21 protein-coding genes are annotated in these 19,061 nt (G+C 58.3%); 6 read left to right on the top strand and 15 right to left on the bottom strand.

The annotated features are described in order from the left end of the window. Nucleotides 1-202: 202 nt before the first annotated feature. Nucleotides 203-1,603 (top strand): diguanylate cyclase domain-containing protein, encoded by a 1,401-nt coding sequence (locus VF672_RS01060; RefSeq protein WP_331100496.1) that lies wholly within the window; start codon nt 203-205, stop codon nt 1,601-1,603. 120 nt (nt 1,604-1,723) lie between these two features. Here VF672_RS01060 and VF672_RS01055 read toward each other — a convergent pair whose 3' ends face one another. The 5 genes from VF672_RS01055 to VF672_RS01035 all read right to left on the bottom strand — a co-directional run bounded on the left by VF672_RS01055 (nt 1,724) and on the right by VF672_RS01035 (nt 5,418). Beyond that, a complete protein-coding gene (locus tag VF672_RS01055; protein WP_331100494.1) occupies nt 1,724-3,022 on the bottom strand; it encodes an NAD(P)/FAD-dependent oxidoreductase in 1,299 nt (432 codons plus the stop codon). A 63-nt stretch (nt 3,023-3,085) separates the two neighbouring features. Next, nucleotides 3,086-3,256 (bottom strand): DUF3094 family protein, encoded by a 171-nt coding sequence (locus VF672_RS01050; RefSeq protein ID WP_331100492.1) that lies wholly within the window; start codon nt 3,254-3,256, stop codon nt 3,086-3,088. A gap of 29 nt (nt 3,257-3,285) precedes the next feature. After that, nucleotides 3,286-3,825 carry an MOSC domain-containing protein gene (locus VF672_RS01045; RefSeq protein WP_331100490.1) on the bottom strand — a complete coding sequence of 180 codons (540 nt, stop codon included), beginning with the start codon at nt 3,823-3,825 and terminating at the stop codon, nt 3,286-3,288. Then, a complete protein-coding gene (locus tag VF672_RS01040) occupies nt 3,822-4,451 on the bottom strand; it encodes a DUF1780 domain-containing protein (protein ID WP_331100487.1) in 630 nt (209 codons plus the stop codon). The genes VF672_RS01045 and VF672_RS01040 overlap by 4 nt, the downstream gene beginning before the upstream one ends. Nucleotides 4,452-4,515: 64 nt before the next feature. Beyond that, nucleotides 4,516-5,418, bottom strand: a complete 903-nt coding sequence (locus VF672_RS01035) for an AraC family transcriptional regulator (RefSeq protein ID WP_331100485.1) — start codon at nt 5,416-5,418, stop codon at nt 4,516-4,518. A 348-nt stretch (nt 5,419-5,766) separates the two neighbouring features. On the opposite strand from VF672_RS01035, the gene VF672_RS01030 reads away from it, so the two are divergent. The 4 genes from VF672_RS01030 to VF672_RS01015 all read left to right on the top strand — a co-directional run bounded on the left by VF672_RS01030 (nt 5,767) and on the right by VF672_RS01015 (nt 9,778). After that, complete coding sequence (locus tag VF672_RS01030; protein ID WP_414705553.1) at nt 5,767-7,083, top strand: MFS transporter; 1,317 nt, start codon at nt 5,767-5,769, stop codon at nt 7,081-7,083. 192 nt (nt 7,084-7,275) lie between these two features. Next, entirely contained in the window at nt 7,276-7,977 is a 702-nt protein-coding gene (locus tag VF672_RS01025) for a fumarylacetoacetate hydrolase family protein (protein WP_331100480.1), read from the top strand. Nucleotides 7,978-8,028: 51 nt separating this feature from the next. After that, a complete protein-coding gene (locus VF672_RS01020) occupies nt 8,029-8,793 on the top strand; it encodes an SDR family oxidoreductase (RefSeq protein WP_331100478.1) in 765 nt (254 codons plus the stop codon). A 31-nt stretch (nt 8,794-8,824) separates the two neighbouring features. Continuing rightward, on the top strand, nt 8,825-9,778 hold the full coding sequence (locus tag VF672_RS01015; protein WP_331100475.1) for a 2-hydroxyacid dehydrogenase: 954 nt from the start codon (nt 8,825-8,827) through the stop codon (nt 9,776-9,778). A gap of 276 nt (nt 9,779-10,054) precedes the next feature. Here VF672_RS01015 and VF672_RS01010 read toward each other — a convergent pair whose 3' ends face one another. After that, the gene (locus tag VF672_RS01010; protein WP_331100473.1) at nt 10,055-10,954 is read right to left on the bottom strand and encodes a LysR family transcriptional regulator; all 900 of its coding nucleotides are present in this window, start codon (nt 10,952-10,954) and stop codon (nt 10,055-10,057) included. A 153-nt stretch (nt 10,955-11,107) separates the two neighbouring features. On the opposite strand from VF672_RS01010, the gene VF672_RS01005 reads away from it, so the two are divergent. Beyond that, on the top strand, nt 11,108-11,752 hold the full coding sequence (locus tag VF672_RS01005) for a hydrolase (RefSeq protein WP_331100471.1): 645 nt from the start codon (nt 11,108-11,110) through the stop codon (nt 11,750-11,752). Nucleotides 11,753-11,850: 98 nt separating this feature from the next. Here VF672_RS01005 and yacG read toward each other — a convergent pair whose 3' ends face one another. The 9 genes from yacG to VF672_RS00960 all read right to left on the bottom strand — a co-directional run bounded on the left by yacG (nt 11,851) and on the right by VF672_RS00960 (nt 19,000). Then, nucleotides 11,851-12,054, bottom strand: a complete 204-nt coding sequence (yacG, locus tag VF672_RS01000) for a DNA gyrase inhibitor YacG (protein WP_074888353.1) — start codon at nt 12,052-12,054, stop codon at nt 11,851-11,853. Next, nucleotides 12,054-12,674 (bottom strand): dephospho-CoA kinase, encoded by a 621-nt coding sequence (gene coaE, locus VF672_RS00995; protein ID WP_331100467.1) that lies wholly within the window; start codon nt 12,672-12,674, stop codon nt 12,054-12,056. The genes yacG and coaE overlap by 1 nt, the downstream gene beginning before the upstream one ends. Then, nucleotides 12,671-13,543, bottom strand: coding sequence for an A24 family peptidase (locus tag VF672_RS00990; RefSeq protein ID WP_331100465.1), 873 nt, complete (start codon nt 13,541-13,543; stop codon nt 12,671-12,673). Before VF672_RS00990 ends, coaE begins: the two co-directional genes overlap by 4 nt. Nucleotides 13,544-13,545: 2 nt before the next feature. Beyond that, nucleotides 13,546-14,763 carry a type II secretion system F family protein gene (locus tag VF672_RS00985; RefSeq protein ID WP_331100463.1) on the bottom strand — a complete coding sequence of 406 codons (1,218 nt, stop codon included), beginning with the start codon at nt 14,761-14,763 and terminating at the stop codon, nt 13,546-13,548. Between the two features lie 2 nt (nt 14,764-14,765). Next, nucleotides 14,766-16,460 (bottom strand): type IV-A pilus assembly ATPase PilB, encoded by a 1,695-nt coding sequence (pilB, locus tag VF672_RS00980; protein ID WP_331100461.1) that lies wholly within the window; start codon nt 16,458-16,460, stop codon nt 14,766-14,768. 556 nt (nt 16,461-17,016) lie between these two features. Continuing rightward, nucleotides 17,017-17,460, bottom strand: a complete 444-nt coding sequence (locus VF672_RS00975; RefSeq protein ID WP_331100459.1) for a pilin — start codon at nt 17,458-17,460, stop codon at nt 17,017-17,019. Nucleotides 17,461-17,648: 188 nt separating this feature from the next. Continuing rightward, on the bottom strand, nt 17,649-18,107 hold the full coding sequence (locus tag VF672_RS00970; RefSeq protein WP_331100457.1) for a tetratricopeptide repeat protein: 459 nt from the start codon (nt 18,105-18,107) through the stop codon (nt 17,649-17,651). Between the two features lie 491 nt (nt 18,108-18,598). Then, nucleotides 18,599-18,727, bottom strand: a complete 129-nt coding sequence (locus VF672_RS00965) for a hypothetical protein (protein ID WP_331100455.1) — start codon at nt 18,725-18,727, stop codon at nt 18,599-18,601. Nucleotides 18,728-18,769: 42 nt separating this feature from the next. After that, nucleotides 18,770-19,000, bottom strand: coding sequence for a hypothetical protein (locus tag VF672_RS00960; protein WP_331100453.1), 231 nt, complete (start codon nt 18,998-19,000; stop codon nt 18,770-18,772). Nucleotides 19,001-19,061: the final 61 nt, after the last annotated feature.

Below are 19,061 nucleotides of genomic sequence, written 5' to 3'. Positions count from 1 at the left end.
GCTACAAAAAAGCGTCCTTCGGGGCGCTTTTTTCGTTTTTGGGATTCAGTGAGCCAGGTTTACGTTTGCCCGCGGCGTCGTGATCTGATTCTCGGCGCATCGGCGCATCGGCGCATTGGTGAATCGGTGAATCGGCGCGCTAAGTGCGAATTCACAAACCCCGGTATAGACTTCAGGCAGTCTTTTCAGGATCGGCCGCCACATGAAGTTGCCAACTCCTTCATCCGAGCAGCAGCGACTCAATGCGCTGCGTTTTCTCGAAGTGCTCGATACGCCGCCCGAGGTCGCGCTGGACCGGATCACCCGTCTGGTGGCGCACGTGTTGAACGTGCCGATCGCCCTCATATCGCTGGTGGACCAGGACCGCCAGTGGTTCAAGAGTCGCGTGGGGCTCGAGGTGGTCGAGCTGCCGAGGGAAGTCGCCTTCTGTGCGCACGCCATCCTTGAAGGTACCGAGCTGGTGGTGCCCGATGCGACGGAAGACGCTCGGTTCTGCGACAACCAGTTGGTGACGGGCGCCCCGCATGTACGTTTCTACGCCGGCGTGCCCATACGCACCAGCGAGGGTTTTGCCGTCGGCACGCTCTGCGCGATCGACGCCCGCCCCCGAACCCTCACGGCAGACGAACTGGCGATACTTCACGAGTTGGCCGAAATCGTTACCCGCGAGATGCAGCTGCGGGAAAACCTGATGCTGGCGCGGTTTCAGAAGCGTCGCACCGAGGCCTTGTTCGAAGCCAGTGAGGCGGGCTATCGCTCCATGTTCGAGCTGGCATCGGTGGGCATCGCGCTGGTCGCGCCGGACGGCGGCTGGATCAGCGTCAACGCCGCGCTGTGCGACATCCTCGGTTACGCGCCCGATGAGCTCAAGCACCTGACGTTTCAAGACATCACCCACCCCGACGACCTGGGCGGTGACCTCCAGAGGTTGCATCAGCTTACCCTCGGGCAGATCGTCAGCTATCAGATCGAGAAGCGCTATGTGCGCAAGAACGGCAGTGCGGTCTGGGTCAATCTGAGCGTCACGAAGAAGCTGTCCGAAGTCGGGGAACTGGAATACTACATTTCCATCATCCAGGACATTCAGGCGCGTAAAGAGCTTGAACAGGAAGCTCGACACGACGCCCTGACCGGCCTGCACAATCGCCGTGCGCTGGACTCGCTTCTACCTATCGCTCAGGCGCGGGCGGATCGCTCCAGGCTGCAGCTGGCGTTGATGTTCATAGACCTCGACGGCTTCAAAGTCATCAACGACAGTTACGGGCACGATGCCGGCGATGAACTGCTGCGCGTGATAGCCACACGGTTGCAGAGCTGCATTCGCAGGACCGACAGCCTGGTCCGGCTGGCCGGTGACGAGTTCATCGTGGTGCTGGAAGGCATCACGCCCGGCCTGGAGGAAGCGCGCGAAGTGGCCCATAAACTCCTCCTCGCCATTGCTGAACCCATCACCATCAAAGGCGTTGTCATTCACAGCAATGCCAGCATCGGCTTCTCCATGTACGAACCTGGTTCTGGCAAACCGGCGGACGAGCTGATGCGCGAAGCGGACCGCTGGATGTACAAGGTCAAGCATTCAGGCAAAGGGCGGGTGATGCCTTAGCGTGGGCGCATGCCGTCGTCTGCGCCTTACGCAAAGGCACAGGGCGGCAGGTCGGGGAGATGGGAAGTAAGGGTAATGAGGTCCGCCGCCTCTTATGCGGCGGACCTTCGGGACTGAGCCTTAGTGCAGCTTCATCCGTGGCTCGGTGCCGCGGCCGATTCGGCTTCCCAGCATGAGCATCAGCGTGCGGAACATGCCGTACAGCGCCATCTGGTGCATGCGGTACAGCGAGACGTAGAACATCCGCGCCAGCCAGCCTTCGAGCATGACACTGCCGGTGAGGTTGCCCATCAGGTTGCCGACCGCCGAGAACTTCGACAGCGAAATCAGCGAGCCGTAGTCCTTGTAGCGATACTCCGGCAGCGTGCCACCCTCGATGCGCAGCTTCAGCGATTTCACCAGCAACGACGCCTGTTGATGCGCGGCTTGCGCACGGGGCGGGACGTTGCGGTCGGTGCCTTTTTGCGGACACGCCGCGCAGTCACCGAAGGCGAAGATATTGTCGTCTCGCGTGGTCTGGAGTGTTTGACGCACTTGCAGCTGGTTGATGCGATTGGTCTCAAGACCGGCAATGCCCTCCAGAAATGCCGGTGCGCGAATGCCCGCCGCCCAGACCTTCAGCGTGGCCGGAATCACTTGGCCCGTGGCGGTGACCAGGCTGTCAGCGGTCACTTCACTGACCGCCGAATTGGTCAGCACCGTGACACCCAGCTTCTCCAGCGTGTTGTGCACCGGGCCGCCAATACGTTCCGGCAGCGCAGGCAGGACGCGCGGACCGGCCTCGATCACCGTAATGCGCAGGTTTTCCGGCTTGATCTGGCCCAGCCCGTAAGCCGCCAGTTCGTGGGCCGCGTTGTGCAGTTCGGCAGCCAGCTCGACACCGGTAGCACCTGCGCCGACGATAGCGACGTTGATCTCTTCACCGGCTTGGTTCTGGCTCGCATGGGCGCGCAGATAGCGATTGAGCAATTGTTGATGAAAGCGTTCGGCCTGCTTGCGCGTGTCGAGAAACAGGCAGTGCTCCGCCGCGCCCCGGGTGCCGAAGTCATTGGTCGTGCTGCCGACGGCAATCACCAGCGAGTCGTAATCCAGGCTGCGTGCCGGGACCAGTTCGTTGCCGCTTTCATCCAGAGTGGCAGCCAGGTGGATCTGCTTGTTCTCACGGTCCAGGCCGATCATGCGACCCATCTGAAACTGAAAGTGATTCCACTTGGCTTGCGCCACGTAATTCAGCTCGTCTTCATAAGAATTGAGCGAACCGGCGGCCACCTCGTGCAGCAGCGGTTTCCAGATGTGGGTCAGGTTGGCGTCCACCAGCGTGACGCTGGCGGTGCCTTTCTTGCCCAGGGTCTTACCCAGGCCGGTAGCCAGCTCCAGACCGCCGGCGCCGCCGCCGACAATGACAATACGATGAGTCATGGGGATATCTCATAAGGCTTAAGGAATTCTGTGTCAGCGCGATCCGCGCGAGCGCAAGGCAGCTCATAGCGTCGGACAGCACAGTAAACGGCTCAACGCGCCCCGTCCGATGACTGGAGCCAGCACACCACAGGAGCAGCCTGGGCCAATAAGGCCGACGCTCAAGCGGTGATGGGGCGCTTGAAGGTACTCTTCGACACGCGCTTGGTCTTCTGGTTTCAGGCGGCTGAGCATTTGAGATTCTTTATCGACGTTGACCCGGATCAGGAAACGGCGCTGTTGGCTGCGTTAAAGTCCTCGACGCTCGGTTCGATCGGCTCGATACACAAAACGTCGTCCAAACGCACAATGCCGCTTTGTATTACCCGCGCGGTGATACCGCCGTGGCCGCGCACGGCCTGAAAGATACCGTGGCCGAGGCGCTGCTCAAGACGCGCACAGGGTTGACACCAGCCGGTGGTTTCAAAGATCGCCTGACCAATGCGAAAGCGCCGGTTTTTCAGGCTGAACAGGTTGATGCCGCTGATCACGATGTTGCGCCGCAAATCCTGCGGCAGCACGGGATTTTCTTCCGCCCGACCCATCAGCGAGCTGACCACCGCGAAATGCTCCCACTGGATCAGCGTGACCTGCCGGGCGTTGCGCGGCCCCGGCCGTGCGTGGTCGCCGGTCAGACCGGCTTCGCGGCGCGCTTCCACCGCGTCCAGCTCAACCATCTCGCCACGCGATTCCGGGCGCACGCCGATCCAGCGTACACGGCCGCGCTGGGGTACATCGGCGATCAATTCCTGCAACGGACTCATAAACTGATTCCCACATCAAAAACCACGCTGCGGCCCAGATTGGTCCGCAGGAAATCCGGGGCATCCGGATGGGCAAACAATACCCGTGCGAAGGTAGGCCCGACCAGCGAGAGTGATCGCCAGCCCTGACGCAGGTATTCGGTGGGCGGGGGAAAGTGGCTGTTGAGGTCCAGCACCTCGCGCTTGAGGCTCGCGAAAGCGATGATGTCCAGTTCGCTCAAATCCAGACCGCGCTCTGTGTAGTTGTGCGCTTTCTTGCGCAGCGTGGGGGCGAGGCGCCGGAGCAGTTCGGCTGCGGGAATGCGTTTGGGTTTTGCTTCGCGTCGTACCAGTTGGCTGAGGGAAAACGCGCTGCGTCGACGTTGCAATTCTTCGCGCCACTCATCGTTGAGCCGACGCCCTTCATCCAGGACAAAAAACACCTCAAAACAGGCATCGCGAAACAGTACGTCCGGCGGTTCTTGCCCGGCAGGCACGAAGTCGTCGGTGCGATGTGGAATGTTCAGGCCCTGAAGCAACCGTTCGCACACCCAACGCTCGCGCTCCCACTTGCGCGCATTGGACAGAAACGCGTTGGCTTGCTCGGCCTGGATCGTCAACAGACGCAGATAATCGGAGTCATCCATGGCGCCCAGCTTAATCCATCTTGGAGGAGCCGGCTTGTTGGCGAACCCGATTCATCCCTGACTGCTACAAGTCCCGCTGCTTCCTGAACTGCCCCGGCGGCATGCCGTGGGCATGGCGGAACCGCCGTGAGAAGTAAGCCTCGTCGGCAAAGCCACACAGCCGCGCCACTTCTCCCACCGGTTTGCTGCCGTTGAGCAACAGCGTACGCGCCAGGTGCATGCGCCGCTCCAGCACCAGCTCGCTGAAGGTTTTGCCGACTTCCTTGCGCAGCCAGTGGGTCAGATAATTGGGTGACAGAAAGGCGGCCGATGCGGCTTTTTTCAGGCTCAGGTCCGGGTCGTCGAGGTTCTTGCGCACGTACTCCGACATGCGCGCCAGCGCGTCGCGGCGGCTGCGTTCAGCGGCGTTGTCATCAGCGAGGAGCTTGATCGGCTCGGCGTACAACTGGCAGATCGTGCCGATCAGTTGCAGCAGACACCCTTTGAGAATCTCCCGCGTGCCGAACTGTCGGTTCGCATCCAGTTCACGCATGCGCTTGAGGAGATATTCGATCTCGGCGAAATCAGCGGCACCCAGCGTGAAATCCAGGTGCTCTTGAAAGCGGAAGGGGGAGAGCTCCGGCGCAAGAGCGATGGCCACGTCTTCGAGGTCCAGCGGATCGCATTGCAGTTGGGGCAGCAGGAAGGTCTGGGCGAAATTGATCAGCAGGAAATTGCCTTCCGGCGGATGCGGGATAAGGTGCAATTTGTGGGGGAGGATGAAGGCCAGCGTGTTGCGCGGGAAGGCCCGTACGACACCGCCGATATGCTGCACGGTGTCCCCACCGAGGTTGATCTGAATCTGAAAGTACTCGTGCCGATGGGGCGCGGTTTCCGCTTTGCCCTCGGTTTTGCCGCGTATGTAAAAGTCCGGCCGCTCACTGCGCTGCTGCATTCCGTAGGTAGGTACGCGATTGACGGAATCCATCGAGTGCTCCTCGTCTCATGTCTCTCATTGTCAGTCGTCGCATGACGCATTTCAAAACTTTTCTCCCGGGGAAGGCAAGTCGTTTTGTCCAAGAACCCACGCTGCGTTAGTTTTTTTGAAACCGCTCTAGCTTAGGGTTCTGAGCTCAATTTAAGCGGATTGTCCCCAGTTTTTCATGGACGGGATTTTTTGGACAATTCATTAGCCCCGCCCATTGAAATCCAAAAACGTTCTAAGCGTTGTCTTGTTTAAAACCAGTCGTACGATAACTTGAAGGGGCGCTTCATCACTCGATACCAATAAAAACAATGAGGAATTCTCATGTCGAGCAACCCTGATATTCAGGCGATGGATGCTGCCGTGGCTGTTCCCGCCACCGCCGCTCCCGCCCGGCCCATGACTCACCGCCGCTGGTTCATGCTGTCGCTGTTGTTGATCGCCACGATCATCAACTACGTCGACCGCGTCAATATCTCCATCGCTGCGCCTTTCATGGCCAAGGACCTCGGTCTGGACAAGGTCGAGATGGGCCTGATCTTCTCCGCCTTCGCCTGGACTTACGCCTTCGCACTGGTGCCCGCCGGATTCATCGCCGACCGCTTCGGTTCGCGCTTCACCTACGGCGCTTCACTCATCTCCTGGTCAGCGGTGACGGTATGCCAAGGCATGGCAGGGGGCTTCGCGTCGTTGTTCGGTTTGCGTCTGGCGATCGGCGCGATGGAAGCCCCGGCGTTTCCAGCCAACAGCCGCGCGGTCACGGTCTGGTTTCCGGCGCGTGAACGCGGCATGGCCAGCAGCATTTACGTGTGCGGGCAATATTTAGGCACGGCACTGTTCACCGGTTTGCTCTTGTGGCTCGCCACGACCTATGACTGGCGCCACGTGTTTTACAGCACCGGCGTCATCGGTATCGTCTTCGGGATTGCCTGGCTCTACCTGTACCGCGATCCGATGAACTGCAAGAAGGTCAGCAAGGAAGAATTGGCTTACATCGAAGACGGCGGTGGCCTGGTTAAAAGCAGTCAGGAGCGAAACAAATTCAAGTGGGCGCAAATTGCCGAACTGCTGAAATACCGTCAGGTATGGGCGATTTGCCTGGGCAAGTTTGCGAGCACCTCGGCGCTGTATTTCTTCCTCACTTGGTTCCCGACCTATCTGATTGAAGAGCGGCATTTGACCATGGTCAAGGTCGGCATCTTCGCGGTGCTGCCCTTCATCGGCGCCACGGTCGGCGTGCTGCTGGCGGGCTTCATCGCTGATGGAATGATCCGTCGTGGCTATTCGCTCTCCTTCTCCCGCAAACTGCCGCTGGTGGTGGGGTCGGCCCTCGGCATGTCAATCATGCTGGTCAACTTCACCGACTCCAACGAAGTCTGCATCGCGCTGCTGACGGTGGCGTTCTTCGCGCAGGGCATTGCCTCATCGTCGTGGGCAGCAGTCTCCGAGATCGCACCCAAAGAGCTGATCGGCCTGACCGGGGGCATCACCAGCCTGGCGGCGAACATCGGCGGCATCGTCACGCCGATTGTCATCGGGCAGATCCTTCATGTCACCGGCAACTTCGCCTGGGCGTTCTGGTTCATCGGCGGGGTCGCGTTCATCGGCACATTGTCTTATTCACTGTTGCTCGGCCGTATTTACCGCATTGAGCTCAAGGCCAGCTAACCGCAAAAGAATGTGTGTGTGAACTTATGCCGTACTGGGCAGAGGCGTATGCAAATACGCCTTTTTTAATGCCGCTGATATTCGGTTTTTAGTCCAGCGCAAACACGGTTTTGTCCAACTTTCCCGCCGTTTGATCCCGTAGTCTGAAACGCATCGGGCTGAATCGAGCGTCTTTCGGTGATAAGGAATTCCATGAACAACTTTGTATTCGAACCTCCCAGGATCAGCAGCTTGCCGGTACATGGCAGTGATGCGCGATTCCCCGTCGGCCGGGTGTTTTGCCTGGGGCGTAACTATCAGTGGGGCGATCAGCCCGCCGGGGTTTCCAGCGCCGAGCGCGAAGTGCCGGCGTTTTTTATGAAGCCGGCGACCTCAGTTGTCGATGCGGCGGGCGAGCTGGCATTTCCGACCCGGACCGAGCAGTTCTGCCACGAGATCGAGCTGGTCGTCGCCATCGGCAAGGACGGTCATGAGATCAGCGCCGAACACGCGCTGGACCATGTCTGGGGGTACGCCGCAGGGCTCGACCTGACCCGCCGCGATCTGCAACTGGCGGCCAAGGCCGTGGGCAACCCGTGGGAGCCGGCGAAGGCATTCGACGGCTCTGCGCCGATCACGCCCATTCGCCCGGCGGGCCGCGATGGTCATGCGCGACAAGGCGCCATCTGGCTGAGCGTCAACGGCGTCGAGCGGCAGCGTTCCGACCTCGGCAGCCAGATCTGGTCGGTCAGCGAAATCATCAGCCAGCTTTCCCACTCCGTTACGTTACGCGCCGGCGACCTGATCATGACCGGCACGCCGCCGGGCGTTGCTGCGCTTCAGGCGGGCGACGTGATCAACGGCGGCATCGATGGCATCGGCGAATTTGAAGTGAGAGTGGGTGAGCGCCGCTGAGCGATCAATCCAGAACCGCAGCATTTTTGATGAGCAACAAGGAGAACAATAATGACTGATCAATCCGTTTCGAAAATTGCCCTGGTCACCGGCGCCGGCAGTGGCATTGGCCGCTCCGTCGCACTCGGCCTGCTTGAAGATGGCTACAAAGTGGTGGTGACCGGACGTCGCCTGGAGCCCCTTGAGGAATTGGCGGCGCAGGCACGCGAGCAGGGCGGCGAAGCGTTGGCCGTGTCGTGCGATGTGCGCGATCCAGCCAGCGTCGACCATCTGTTCGCGACGATTGAGGAGGTCTACGGCCGGCTCGATCTGGTCTTCAACAACGCGGGCGTCAACGCCCCTGCCGTGCCGATGGACGAACTGCCCGTCGAGAAGTGGCTGAGCGTGATCGACACCAACGTGACCGGCGTTTTTCTGTGCAGCCGTGGCGCGTTTGGCCTGATGCGCAAGCAGTCGCCCCAGGGCGGCCGGATCATCAATAACGGTTCGATTTCAGCCCACGTGCCACGCCCGTTCACTGCGCCGTACACCGCGAGCAAACACGCCGTGCTGGGCCTGACCAAAAGCCTGTCGCTGGACGGTCGTGAATTCAACATTGCCTGCAGCCAGATCGACATTGGCAACGCGCTGACCGAGCTGTCGGTGCGCATGACCAAGGGCGTTCGTCAGGCCAATGGTTCGACCGCCGTCGAGCCCATGATCGACGTCAAACACATCGCCGACGCGGTGCGCTACATCGCTGCGCTGCCGCTGTCGGCCAACGTGCTGAACATGACTGTCATGGCCACCAATATGCCTTTCGTGGGCCGTGGTTGATCTGTCCCAATTCAAGATGAGCGAGACATCGATGAAGCCTGAAATTCTCCAGCTGAGCCCGATCCTGATCCCTGACATCAACGCGCGGCTGAACGACCTGTACACCGTTCGCCCGTATTATCAACAGGCCGACAAGGCCGCGTACCTGCGCGAGCACGGCGCCAATATCCGCGGCGTGGTCACCGGCGGGCATACCGGCATCACCCGCGAAGTGATGGAGCAATTGCCGAACGTGGAAGTGATTGCGGTGAATGGCGTCGGCACTGACGCGATTGACCTGGCCTACGCGCGGGACCGCGGCATTCGGGTCTCGGCGACCATCGGCGCGCTGACCGAAGACGTCGCCGATCTCGCCATCGGTTTGCTGATTTCGGCGTGTCGTGGGCTGTGCGCTGGCGACCAGTACGTGCGCTCCGGCGCTTGGGCGAAGACGGCGACGCCGCTGGTGCCGATGCCATTGGCGCGTCAATTCAGCGGCATGCGCATCGGCATTGTCGGCATGGGCCGGGTAGGGCGCGCCGTCGCCACACGTGCCGCTGCTTTCGGCTGCCCGATCAGCTACACCGACCTGAACGCCATGGCCGACGTGCCGTATACCTTCGTTGGCGATCTGCTCGAACTGGCCGCGCAGAGCGACGCGCTGATCGTCGCCGCTGCCGCGGACAAAGCCAAAGGCATCATCAACGCCAAGGTGCTGGAAGCGCTGGGCGAGCAGGGGTATTTGATCAACGTGGCACGTGGCAGTCTGGTCAATGAGCCAGACCTCGTCGCAGCACTGCAGGCGGGCTCGATTGCAGGCGCGGGTCTTGACGTCTTCGCTGACGAGCCGCATGTGCCCGATGCCCTGTTCGACCTGGAGACCGTCGTTCTGCAACCCCACCGCGCCAGCGCCACTGTCCAGACCCGTACGCGAATGGGCGAGATGGTGCTGGCGAGCCTGGCGGATGGTCTGGCAGGGAAAGCACCGGTGGGGAGTGTGGTTTGAAGGGCGTTACACCGCCGTAATGGCAGGAGCGCGCTTACCTGCGATGACGTGCGTACTCACGAAAGAATCTGGCGAATGTACGATCGTTTTCGCGGGCAAGCGCGCTCCTATGCGGGGCCCGCGTCGTCTACACATTTCTTGGCGAACGAAGGTCTGTAGGAGCCGGCTTGCTGGCGAATGCGGTGTGTCAGTCCCCCTTGATGAATCTGACACATTGCCTTCGCCAGCAAGCCGGCTCCTACGGATCGAAGTGAACATTAATGCCAAGGGATCCGCTTAAAACGCCCCGGACTCAACCGACAGCTCAGCCACCAGAAAATCGATAAACGCCCGAGTCTTCATCGGCACCCGCCGGGACGAGGGGTACACCGCATTCACCGTAATCGCCGGCGCTTCCCACTCGCACAGCACCGGCACCAGCCTCCCGTCCGCGACCGCGCGCTCGATAATGAAGTTGGGCAGCAGCGCGATGCCCATCCCCGCCACAGCCGCCTGCGCCAGGATGTCGCCGTTGTTGGCGTGCAGCGGTCCGCTCACCGTCACCCGCTGCGTCTCCTTGCCATTGCACAGTTGCAGGCTCACGCCGCTTTGCAGATAGCCATAACTCAGGCACTTATGGTCTGCGAGGTCCTTCGGCGTCTGCGGCGTGCCTTCCCGTGCGAGGTAGTCAGGCGAAGCCACCATGATCCTCGGCGCCGGCGCCAGCGAGCGCGCGATCATGGATGAGTCCGGCAGGCTGGCGATGCGAATCGTCACGTCGAAACCGCCCTTGACCGGGTCAACCTGCTGATCGCTCAGCACCACTTGCAGCTCGACGTTCGGGTGCAGCTCGTTGAAGCGCGGGATCAGCGGCCCCAGACGACTCAGGCCAAACGACATCGGCGCGTTGACCCGCAATACGCCGCGGATCTCACCCATGCCCGTCCGGGCCCGTTGTTCTGCTTCGTCCAGCGAAGCGATGACATCCCGACACGCGTCGTAGTATTCGGCACCGGCCTCCGTCAGGTGCAGGCTGCGCGTGGTGCGCTGCAGCAACTGCACGCCGATGGCCTCTTCCAGTGCCTGAATTTGCTTACTCACTTTCGAGCGCGGCACATCCAGCGCGCGGGCCGCGGCGGCAAAGCCATTGGCCCCTACCGTGGCGACAAACGCGCGCATGCATTCGATACGATCCATGACCGTTCCTGATTTGGAAACAATGAGTCCCGATTCTATGGGATTGTTCCTTTTGCAGCTAGTCCGTAAATTCACTCCCAAGCCAGCCAACAAGCGCAACACAGCGCAGCGGCTAACCCAATCGAATTCACCGACTACTCAAGGAACCTACCCATGTCCATTCGCGAACTGCTGAACCCAACCAACGCCGCCCTGATCCTCATCGACCACCAGCCACAGATGGCCTTCGGCGTGCAGTCGATCGACCGCCAGACGCTGAAGAACAACACCGTCGGCCTGGCCAAAGCCGCCAAGATCTTCAACGTGCCGACCATCTACACCTCGGTAGAAACCACGAGCTTCAGCGGTTTCATCTGGCCTGAATTGCTGGCGGTGTTCCCGGATCAGCAGCCGATCGAGCGTACCTCGATGAACTCGTGGGAAGACAAAAAGCTGGTGGAAGCGGTCAAGGCGACCGGTCGCAAGAAGCTGATCATCGCCGCGCTCTGGACCGAGGTCTGCCTGAACTTCCCGACACTGGACGCCCTGGCTGAAGGCTACGAGGTGTACATCGTCACCGACGCTTCCGGCGGCACGACCAAAGAAGCGCACGACATGTCGGTACAGCGGATGATTCAGGCGGGCGCAGTGCCAGTGACCTGGCAGCAGGTCTTGCTTGAGTTCCAGCGCGACTGGGCACACAAGGAAACCTACGAAGCCGTCATGGAGCTGGTACTGGAGCACAGCGGCGCGTACGGCATGGGCGTCGACTACGCCTACACCATGGTCCATGGTGCGCCGCAGCGAAAACTGGGCTAAGTCTTCCGGCCATAAAAAAAGCTTCGCGATCTCTCGCGAAGCTTTTTTCATTTCCGGGATTTATAGCGGGTCGCGAGCCACTCGGCCCACGGGTTTTATTAATGCTGACGAGGGTCGAGGTCACCAGAAAACAGCTCGTCTTCCGCATCCGGCGCAACCGGAATCGCATGCTCTTCCGACGCCCAGGCGCCCAGGTCGATCAGCTTGCAACGGTCTGAACAGAACGGCCGGAATTTACTCTCCGGCGTCCATTCCACGGGCGCTCCGCAGGTTGGGCAATCTACGGTCATTGGTTGGCTCATCATTGGCCTCCACGCAAAGTTGAATAAAAGTGATGCAGACGCTCGACCTCGCTTTTCAGCCAGGCCGGGTCGCGGTCATTAACGATCACATCATCGGCCCGGCTCAAACGCTCCTCGCGACTGGCCTGTACCTTCAGAATCGCCCGCACCTGGCCCTCGTTGGTCTTGTCGCGCAACACAGTGCGCTCGATCTGCACCGACTCCGGCACATCGATGACCAATACCCGCTGCACCATCTGGTGCTGAGAAGTCTCCAGCAATAGCGGCGAGACGAGAATCGCGTAAGCCGACTCAGCGCGCGCCAGGTACTGACGGATTTCCTCACGGATCAGCGGATGCAGCAGGCCTTCAAGCCAGACCCGCTGCTGCGGATCCTTGAAAATCAGCTCGCGCAACGCGGAGCGATTCAGCGTTCCATCGGCCTGCAGCACGCTCGGCCCGAAGTGCTCGGCAACCTGCGCCAGTGCAGGGCGGCCGGGTTCGACAACCCAGCGTGCAGCGTTGTCGGCATCCACCAGATGCACGCCCAGGTCGATGAAGCACTGGGCCGCCGCACTTTTGCCGCTGCCAATGCCACCGGTGAGGCCCAGGATCCAGGGTTTTGACGCAGGAGAAGTCATCTGAAACCGGCGATCTGCAAATACGAAGTCGTTATTTGATCACCCCAGAGCAATGCGATCCACCCCGCGAGCGCCAGATAAGGACCGAAGGGGATCGGCGTGCTGGTTTCAACATTGCGCAGGCGCAGCAGAATTAGGCCCAACACCGCTCCGACAATCGACGACAGCAGAATCGTCAGCGGAAGAATCTGCCAGCCGCCCCACGCGCCGAGCATCGCCAGCAACTTAAAGTCGCCGTAGCCCATGCCTTCCTTGCCGGTGATCAGCTTGAACAGCCAGAACACACACCACAACACCAGATACCCCGCGACCGCGCCCCACAGCGCATCGGTCAGCGACGTGAACAGCCCGAACGCATTGACGATCAGGCCGAGCCACAGCAGCGGCAATACGATCGCGTCCGGCAGCAACTGATGGTCGGCGTCGATCAAACTCATCGACAACAACCCCCACGTCAGCAGCAACATCGCACCGGCCTGCCAGCCAAAACCGAAATGCCAGGCGATGAAGCCCGACAGCAAGCCACACGCCAGCTCAACGAGCGGGTAGCGCTTGCTGATAGGGGCTTTGCATCGGGAGCACTTACCGCCGAGCAACAGGTAACTCACCACCGGAATGTTCTCCCACGCGCGGATCTTGTGGGCGCAGTGAGGGCAGCGGGAGTGGGGGAGGATGAGGTTGAAGGTTTCTGTTTCTTGCTCAGCGGGGAGGTCGAGCATTTCACGGGACTGGATTTTCCAGTCGCGGATCATCATTTTGGGCAGGCGATAAACGACTACGTTAAGAAAGCTGCCGACGAGTAGGCCTAGGATGAGTGTGCATAAAACGAAGGCCAGCGGGGAGCTGGCCAGGAGGTCGAGGAGGGGCATGGTTAGACGACTTGTCCGAGCTTGAAAATGGGGAGGTACATGGCGATAACGAGTCCGCCGACAATGACACCGAGGAAAGCCATGATCATGGGTTCCATGAGGCTAGTGAGGCTGTCGACCATGTTGTCGACTTCGTCCTCGTAGTAAGTCGCGACTTTATCGAGCATTGAGTCCAGCGCGCCGGACTCTTCCCCAATTGCGGTCATTTGTATGGCCAGCATCGGAAACACGCCGGTGCTGCGCATGGAAAAGTTGAGTTGCATGCCGGTGGAGACGTCCTGTTTGACCTTGTTGACGGCGTTCTTGAAGACAACATTACCGGTGGCGCCAGCGACCGAATCAAGCGCCTCTACCAGTGGAACGCCCGCAGCGAAAGTTGTGGACAAGGTCCGTGCGTATCGCGCTACTGCGGATTTGTACAACAAAGGACCGATGACGGGCACCTTAAGGAGTGCTCGGTCAAGGCCATTTCTAAACTTTTCGGAAGTTCGGTATGCGCGCCGAAACAAGAAAATACTCAATGCGATCCCGCCCAGGATCATCCACCAATAGTCCTGAACCATTTTTGATAGGCCGATCACCATCAATGTGAATGCAGGGAGCTCAGCTCCGAACCCGTCAAAGATGCTCTGAAACTGAGGTACGACTTTGAGTAACAAGATCCCCGTTACGATAAATGCGACAACGATCACAGCGATTGGATAAGTCATCGCTTTTTTGATCTTGGCTTTCAGTGACTCGGTCTTTTCTTTGTAAGTCGCGACTCGATCCAACAACGTTTCGAGAGCGCCTGCCTGTTCACCTGCGTCTACCAAGTTGCAGAAAAGGTCATCGAAATATAAGGGCTTCTGCCTCAACGCCGTGGCAAAACTGTGGCCTGCAGCCACCTCCTGCTTGATGTCATCTACCAGCTTGCGCATGTTCGGGTTGTCATGCCCTTCGCTGATGATGTCGAAGGACTGCAGCAACGGAACACCCGCTTTCATCATGGTGGCCATCTGGCGGCTGAAAAACGCGACGTCCAGCGGCTTGATCTTCTTGCCTTTGCCGAAGATCGAGATAGATTTTTTACGGACTTTCGTTGGATTAATCCCCTGCTTTCGCAGCTGAGCTTTCACCAACGCAGGATTGTGCCCATTGATTTCGCCAGTGAGCTTGGTCCCTTTTTTATCTACCCCTTCCCAAGCATAGACGCTGACTTTTACTGCTTTGGTCGCCATGCTTAATCCTTGGTCACCCTGTTTATTTCTTCAAGACTGGTCACGCCCTGCATCGCCTTCATCAGGCCCGAAGTGCGCAGATCGTTAAAGCCGTCTCTGCGCATCTGTTCGGAAATCTGGATCGAGTTGCCTTCCTCCATGATGATGCGCTCCAATGCTGGCGTGCTCTTCACCACCTCGTAGATACCCACTCGGCCCTTGTAGCCGCCGTTGCAGTGCTCGCACCCGACAGGAGAGTAAAGCTGGAACGAGCCGATTTGCGACTCGGGGAAACCTTCCGCAATCAAAGTTTCACGCGGAATCTCAACCTCCTTTTTGCATTGCGGGCACAGTTTCCGCGCCAGGCGTTGAGCGATGATCAGGTTGATGGCCGTAGCGATATTGAATGCCGCCACCCCCATGTGGTGAAGCCGGGTAAGCGTCTCGGCCGCGCTGTTGGTGTGCAGCGTAGATAAAACCATGTGTCCAGTCTGCGACGCCTTAATGGCAATTTCGGCAGTTTCGAGATCTCGAATCTCACCAACCATGATCACGTCAGGATCCTGACGCAGAAACGCCCTCAGTGCCTGAGAAAAGTCCATGCCTTGACGCGGGTTAACGTTGACCTGGTTGATGCCTTCGAGGTTGATCTCGACCGGGTCTTCTGCTGTCGAGATGTTGATATCGACAGTATTGAGGATATTCAGTCCGGTGTAGAGCGACACTGTTTTACCCGAGCCGGTAGGGCCGGTTACGAGGATCATGCCCTGAGGTTGGCGAAGAGCTTCAAGGTACAAGGCCTTTTGTTCAGGCTCGTAACCTAAAGCGTCAATGCCCATTTGTGCGGTTGTGGGGTCAAGAATACGCATCACGATCTTTTCGCCCCATAAAGTGGGCAGCGTGTTGACTCGGAAGTCGATTGCGCGGTTTTTAGAGATCCTAAGCTTGATGCGGCCGTCCTGTGGTTTACGACGCTCCGAAATATCAAGGCTCGCCATCACCTTCAGGCGTGCAGCAATTCGTCCCGCCAAGTGAATGGGCGGTTTCGCTACCTCATGAAGAATGCCGTCGGTGCGCAGTCTTACCCTGAAGATCTTTTCATAGGGCTCGAAATGCAGATCAGATGAACCCAGGCGGATGGCGTCCATAAGCATTTTGTTAACGAAGCGGACGACCGGAGCATCATCGGCGTCTTGACCCCCAATCGCAGTTTCTTTGCTCTCATCGACCGCCTCGATCTCGAGGCCAAGATCGACGTCTGCCAAATCCCCTATACCAGCATTGCCATCGAAAAACTTGTCGATGGCGATCGTCAATTTGTCGTCTTCGACCAAGATGGCTTCGGTGGTCAGTCCGGTGCTGAACTGGATGTCAGTAATGGCTTGGTGATTAGTAGGGTCGGAAATCCCTACAAATAATTTGTTCCCCCTACGCCAGAGTGGAAGCGCGCAGTGCTGGCGAATGAGTTTTTCACTGACCAGCCCTTTCGGCTGGGCCTCTTTATCAAGGGTGCCGAGATCAAGAAAAGGAATGCCAAATTGATCTGACGCGATCTCGGCCAGCGTGATGCTCTTTAGCAGCTTCGCCTCGACAAGATGGTGTACCAGCGAGACCTTGTCACGCCGCGCTTGTTCGTAGGCTTTTTGGGCCGTTTTTTCTGTGAGCAGCTCAGCCACAACAAGTTGTTTAGCCAAGCCGGTTAGGACGACATCAGTCATTACAGCCACCAGATCCAGACATTGGACCGTTTATAGCCTAGTCAAGCTTGACTGCCAAATAAGCAATGTGTGGGTTGCGGAAATTGTCATTTTTTGCAGCACCGCCCGCATTTACTGTCTACCCAACAAAGCGCTTTTTTTTCCCGGAAAAATTAAGCTGGACGGGCGCGCTATCGACTGGAAAAGGAGCTGGCATAAACCATCAAACCTCCCCCGATCACGGATTTGATGCTGGTGAGCTCGATCATTTCCGAAAACGATTACCTGGCGTGGGTTTCAAGAACCACTTAAGCGGTCGGTACGAGAGTGATTCGGACGAGCGTGAGCAAGGTCTATGAAAGGCTAACAGCGGTGGCGGGAGCAGTCGCCGCTTAGGTCGATACGACCAGCCCGGCGGTATGGCTTGATGTGGGGACAACCAAACGTTGGACACCGATCGATAAGTAATCGGCTCGATTACACATGACCCCCCAATGCCAAATCCCGCACTATCAAAGAGATAATTTTAAATAAATGAGCCGTTTTCAGGCGGCTCGTTTATTTAAACTACAGAATATTACGTGCCTGTACAGGTCTTAGGTAGGAATTTCTGTAGGGCGGTAGATGTACAGGTCCAAACGAAAGCTCCTGTCAACCCCGCAAGCGCTGGCGGTGTGAAAGTAACCGTTTTCGTGCCAACATCAGCACCTGCAACCCCTACAGCTTTCATCGTTACTGTAATCACGCCAGTAGCAGCAGTAGTCGCCGCGCTCGCATACTTGCCAGCAACAGGAGCACCGATGCCAGCAGTAATGTCAGCAGCAGCTGGATAAGCTCCATTTGTAGTGGCAAATTCTGCAATTGATGATTTCATGCCATCCACCATCGTGAATGCTTCGGACATCTGCGCTCGTTGCGTGTAATCCTGATAAGCCGGTATTGCCACAGCCGCCAAGATACCAATGATCGCAACCACGATCATCAGTTCGATAAGTGTAAAACCCTTCTGAGTAGACTTCATAATTGCTTCCTTAGAGACTTCGGTTTTTTTGACGCCGATTGCGTGACTAAGAGCAAAGCAAGCCGCATGCCAAGGTGTCCTTCAAAAGAGCATGAGTGGTGTAAGACTGCTGCTTGCTGACTGGCACGAGCTAATGAGTGCACAGCCGCCTAGACGGCACATGATGTCGTGTGCCACAGCATGCCAAGTCAACGGAAGGGTCTCAACGATTCTATCTGCAATGCTGCAATTACGTGTCCGAGCGACGCCGCCTTCGCGATCCACATAATTCCAAGATTCTCATCTTTTGGGACGCCCTTACCTGACGCGTAGCAACTGCCAAGATGCTGCATTGCATCAGGGCTGCCTTGCTCTGCTGCAGCGCGCCACCAGTAAAGTGCGGCGTTGATCTCTCCGAGCTCATCGAACAATTGCCCAGCATCATTCTGCGCATCGGCATTGCCCAGATCAGCTGAAAGAATCAGTTCAATATCCTCCCCACCAATCGAAACGGACAAGAATGGGATCACGTCGTCGATAGCGATCATCGTCCTGCCGCGACCATCACTGCCGGTTCGGTTAACTACGTTTTCAGATACGCGTCTCCACCACGTGCGTTTGCTTTGTTTGCTCATCGCTATGGCGGTATCAATACTGATTGATCTCATAGTTCCCTCGATGCACTTGGCCAGCACAGACCATTCAAAAATTCTAAACCCTATTCATTCTGCAACAGACCCCGCCATGCGCGGTTTTTTTCGTTTGGAAAAAGTGCTATGCCCGCTCGCGGGGAGCGCAATAGCGACTATGAAATATTTACTACGCCTCCCGTAACGCCTAGCAAGGGCGCCTGCCACGGGATCCGCTGATTGAGAAGAGCTCTACGCGATTCGGCTCGGCCCAAAACGGAATCCATGCCATGGCTAAGATGCTGATGAACTGTCGCGGAAGGAGGGCACTCTCGGCACCGGCATAAAGGGCATCGACACTGTGCGCGAGACGATTAAGGGTGGGCGCCATTAGTAGAAAATGACATCGAGGGGCATATGAAGGCCCTCGCTGTCCGGCCGAGGTAATGCTCGACATCCGTGACCTGGGAATCCTGCCCACTATCTGTCTGGGACGGTTCCCAAAAAAGGGAGCAAACCCCGAAACGGCTTCACCAAACCCCCGGCGGAATCCCGTCCTTATTCAAATCCTTCAACCGCTCCTTCTCCTCCTCGGTCGAATGAGCCGGCACATCCTTCTCGGGTTGTTCTTTCTCGTCGGGTTTCTTCTCGTCAGCCATCTTCATCTCCTCATTCGTCGCATGACCACCAAGCCCAAACACCTAGGCCCAGATCGCCGTCTCGCTGTTGATCTGCGCCATCGACGTGGCGTTGTACTGCCGTTGGCGGTGCAGGTCGTCGCGCATTTTCGAGAAGTCGAGCGGGCGCGACTCCAGCTGCCTGAGCACAACGTCGGAAATCAGGTATTCGCCACAGTCGCGGCAGGCAATGACCTGGCCACTCTGGGTGGTTTCACGCTGTTCAGCGTCTGATTCGCACAAATAACAGTTCATGCCCGTTCTCCTTGTGTTGATAACAAGCAGAGCCCGGGCAGTCGGCGCAGTTCAACCTTTA

The organism is Pseudomonas sp. (assembly GCF_036387035.1).
GTDB lineage: Bacteria > Pseudomonadota > Gammaproteobacteria > Pseudomonadales > Pseudomonadaceae > Aquipseudomonas.
This window is presented reverse-complemented; position numbering and strand designations above follow the sequence as displayed.

Excerpts from the sequence above, each read along its gene's own strand:
- yacG (WP_074888353.1), bottom strand. The coding sequence starts at position 12,054 with ATGAGCCAACCAATGACCGTAGATTGCCCAACCTGCGGAGCGCCCGTG.
- VF672_RS01010 (WP_331100473.1), bottom strand. The coding sequence starts at position 10,954 with ATGGATCGTATCGAATGCATGCGCGCGTTTGTCGCCACGGTAGGGGCC.
- coaE (WP_331100467.1), bottom strand. The coding sequence starts at position 12,674 with ATGACTTCTCCTGCGTCAAAACCCTGGATCCTGGGCCTCACCGGTGGC.
- VF672_RS01005 (WP_331100471.1), top strand. The coding sequence starts at position 11,108 with ATGTCCATTCGCGAACTGCTGAACCCAACCAACGCCGCCCTGATCCTC.
- VF672_RS01050 (WP_331100492.1), bottom strand. The coding sequence starts at position 3,256 with ATGCTCAGCCGCCTGAAACCAGAAGACCAAGCGCGTGTCGAAGAGTAC.
- VF672_RS00975 (WP_331100459.1), bottom strand. The coding sequence starts at position 17,460 with ATGAAGTCTACTCAGAAGGGTTTTACACTTATCGAACTGATGATCGTG.
- VF672_RS01055 (WP_331100494.1), bottom strand. The coding sequence starts at position 3,022 with ATGACTCATCGTATTGTCATTGTCGGCGGCGGCGCCGGCGGTCTGGAG.
- VF672_RS01040 (WP_331100487.1), bottom strand. The coding sequence starts at position 4,451 with ATGGATGACTCCGATTATCTGCGTCTGTTGACGATCCAGGCCGAGCAA.
- VF672_RS00990 (WP_331100465.1), bottom strand. The coding sequence starts at position 13,543 with ATGCCCCTCCTCGACCTCCTGGCCAGCTCCCCGCTGGCCTTCGTTTTA.
- VF672_RS01015 (WP_331100475.1), top strand. The coding sequence starts at position 8,825 with ATGAAGCCTGAAATTCTCCAGCTGAGCCCGATCCTGATCCCTGACATC.
- VF672_RS01025 (WP_331100480.1), top strand. The coding sequence starts at position 7,276 with ATGAACAACTTTGTATTCGAACCTCCCAGGATCAGCAGCTTGCCGGTA.
- VF672_RS01045 (WP_331100490.1), bottom strand. The coding sequence starts at position 3,825 with ATGAGTCCGTTGCAGGAATTGATCGCCGATGTACCCCAGCGCGGCCGT.
- VF672_RS00970 (WP_331100457.1), bottom strand. The coding sequence starts at position 18,107 with ATGAGATCAATCAGTATTGATACCGCCATAGCGATGAGCAAACAAAGC.
- VF672_RS00960 (WP_331100453.1), bottom strand. The coding sequence starts at position 19,000 with ATGAACTGTTATTTGTGCGAATCAGACGCTGAACAGCGTGAAACCACC.
- VF672_RS01035 (WP_331100485.1), bottom strand. The coding sequence starts at position 5,418 with ATGGATTCCGTCAATCGCGTACCTACCTACGGAATGCAGCAGCGCAGT.
- VF672_RS00965 (WP_331100455.1), bottom strand. The coding sequence starts at position 18,727 with ATGGCTGACGAGAAGAAACCCGACGAGAAAGAACAACCCGAGAAGGAT.
- VF672_RS01030 (WP_414705553.1), top strand. The coding sequence starts at position 5,767 with ATGGATGCTGCCGTGGCTGTTCCCGCCACCGCCGCTCCCGCCCGGCCC.
- VF672_RS00985 (WP_331100463.1), bottom strand. The coding sequence starts at position 14,763 with ATGGCGACCAAAGCAGTAAAAGTCAGCGTCTATGCTTGGGAAGGGGTA.
- VF672_RS01060 (WP_331100496.1), top strand. The coding sequence starts at position 203 with ATGAAGTTGCCAACTCCTTCATCCGAGCAGCAGCGACTCAATGCGCTG.
- pilB (WP_331100461.1), bottom strand. The coding sequence starts at position 16,460 with ATGACTGATGTCGTCCTAACCGGCTTGGCTAAACAACTTGTTGTGGCT.
- VF672_RS01020 (WP_331100478.1), top strand. The coding sequence starts at position 8,029 with ATGACTGATCAATCCGTTTCGAAAATTGCCCTGGTCACCGGCGCCGGC.